Raw genomic sequence first — 2,293 nt, 5'->3', positions numbered from 1 at the left:
GGCGGCCCGGGCCGCCACCGCTAGGGTCGGCGAAGGCGTGCGAGGGCGGGCCCTCCGCCGGGCCGGGGAGGGAGTCGGCGCCGCGACCGGGGGCGTCACCGGCTCCGCTGCGGAGGTTCCATGAGCGCTTCGTCCACCGCGCCGCCCCGGGCGCAGGATCGCACCCGGGCGCGGGTCCGGCAGGGCAGCACGCTGCTGCGCTGGCTGTTCACCACGGACCACAAGGTCATCGGGAACCTCTACCTGGCGACGGCCTTCGGCTTCTTCCTGGTCGGGGGCGTGCTCGCGCTGCTGATGCGGGCCCAGCTGTTGGGGCCGGACACCGGGCTGCTGTCGAACGAGCGGTACAACCAGCTGTTCACCATGCACGGCACGATCATGCTGCTGCTGTTCGCCACCCCGACCTTCGCCGGGTTCGCCAACGCGATCATGCCCCTGCAGATCGGCTCGCCGGACGTGGCCTTCCCCCGGCTGAACGCCTTCACCTACTGGGCCTTCCTGCTGGGCGGGCTGATGGTGCTGAGCGGCTTCCTCACCACCCAGGGCGCGCCCTCGTTCGGTTGGTTCGCGTACGCGCCGCTGAACGGTCCGCTGTTCTCGCCCGGGGCGGGCGGGGACCTCTGGGCGTTCGGGCTGGTGGTGGCCGGCCTGGGCACCATCCTGGGGTCGGTCAACTTCGTCACCACCATCACCTGCCTGCGGGCGCCGGGCATGACGCTGTTCCGGATGCCGATCTTCACCTGGAACGTGCTGTTCACCTCCGTCATGGTGCTGCTGGCCTTCCCGGTGCTGACCGCCGCGCTGCTCTGCCTGGAGGCGGACCGCAAGTTCGGCGCGCACGCCTTCGACGCGGCCAACGGCGGGGCGCTGCTGTGGCAGCACCTGTTCTGGTTCTTCGGCCACCCCGAGGTCTACATCGTCGCGGTTCCGTTCTTCGGCATCGTCAGCGAGATCATCCCGGTGTTCAGCCGCAAGCCGCTGTTCGGCTACTACGGGATGATCGGTGCGACCATCGCCATCACCGCGCTGTCCATGTCGGTGTGGGCGCATCACATGTTCGCCACCGGCCAGGTGCTGCTGCCGTTCTTCTCGATGATGTCCTTCCTGATCGCGGTGCCCACCGGGGTGAAGTTCTTCAACTGGGTCGGGACGATGTGGAACGGCTCGCTGTCCTTCGAGACCCCGATGCTCTGGTCGATCGGCTTCCTGGTGACCTTCCTGTTCGGCGGGCTGAGCGGGGTGCTGCTGGCCGCGCCGCCGATCGACTTCCACGTCACCGACAGCTACTTCGTGGTGGCCCACCTGCACTACGTGCTGTTCGGGACGGTCGTCTTCGCCACCTTCGGGGGCTTCTACTTCTGGTGGCCGAAGCTCACCGGGAAGATGCTCGACGAGAAGCTGGGGAAGGTGCACTTCTGGATCCTGTTCGTGGGGTTCCAGACCACCTTCCTGGTGATGCACTGGCTGGGCGCCCAGGGGATGCCGCGCCGCTATGCGAGCTACCTGGCCGTGGACGACTTCACGACGCTGAACGTGTGCGCCTCGATCGGCTCGTTCCTGCTCGGGGTCTCCAACCTGCCGTTCTTCTACAACGTCTGGACCACCACCCGGCACGGCACCCGGGTCACCGAGGACGATCCGTGGGGCTGGGGCCGGTCACTGGAGTGGGCCACCTCCAGCCCCCCGCCGCAGCACAACTTCCACGCGCTGCCCAGGATCCGCTCCGAGTCCCCGGCCTTCGACCTGCACCATCCGGAGGTGCCCACGGACGAGCCGTCGAACGGCACCTCCGGGCAGCCGTCCGGCCGTACCGGGGAGCGGGGGAGCGGGCGGTGAAGGCGGAGGGGTGGCTGTTCGCCGTCATGACGGTATTCTTCGCGGTGACCGGGCTGGTCTACGGCTTCTGGGCCCGGGAGCCGGCCGGCAAGGCGATCCTGACGGTGGCGTTCCTGATGTCCGGCCTGGTCGCGCTGTTCTGGTTCGTCCAGCACCAGCGGCTGGGCGGCGGCCGGGCGCAGGACCGCAAGGAGGCCGAGATCGCGGAGGCCGCCGGGCCGGTGGGGTTCTTCCCGGCCCGCAGCGGCTACCCGGTCCTCGCGGCGGTCGGCGTGACGGTCTTCGCGCTGGGGCTGGTCTTCGCCCGGTGGCTGATCGTCCTCGGCGCGCTGGTGCTCGCGCTCGCCGTCGCCGGCTTCATCTTCCAGTACCGCGACCACGACGCGGGCTGAGGCGGCGCAGCAGCCGCCGGAGCGGGCCGCCCCGGGACGGCCCGGGTGCCCGGACGGCCGGGGGA

Annotated in this window: 2 protein-coding genes; both read left to right on the top strand. The window is 70.0% G+C overall.

Annotated elements, in window-relative coordinates; all coding sequences use genetic code 11:
- The first annotated feature begins 120 nt into the window (after nucleotides 1–120).
- A complete protein-coding gene (gene ctaD / locus KS423_RS43765) occupies nucleotides 121–1,836 on the top strand; it encodes a cytochrome c oxidase subunit I (RefSeq protein WP_224285261.1) in 1,716 nt (571 codons plus the stop codon).
- Nucleotides 1,833–2,228, top strand: coding sequence for a cytochrome c oxidase subunit 4 (locus KS423_RS43760; protein ID WP_224285260.1), 396 nt, complete (start codon nucleotides 1,833–1,835; stop codon nucleotides 2,226–2,228). The genes ctaD and KS423_RS43760 overlap by 4 nt, the downstream gene beginning before the upstream one ends.
- Nucleotides 2,229–2,293 lie beyond the last annotated feature (65 nt).

It is taken from the genome of Streptomyces sp. LS1784 (genome assembly GCF_020103755.1).
Taxonomy (GTDB): Bacteria; Actinomycetota; Actinomycetes; order Streptomycetales; family Streptomycetaceae; genus Kitasatospora.
The sequence above is the reverse complement of the archived record's forward strand: the minus strand, read 5'-3'. Positions and strand labels throughout refer to the sequence as shown.

Excerpts from the sequence above, each read along its gene's own strand:
- ctaD (WP_224285261.1), top strand. The coding sequence starts at position 121 with ATGAGCGCTTCGTCCACCGCGCCGCCCCGGGCGCAGGATCGCACCCGG.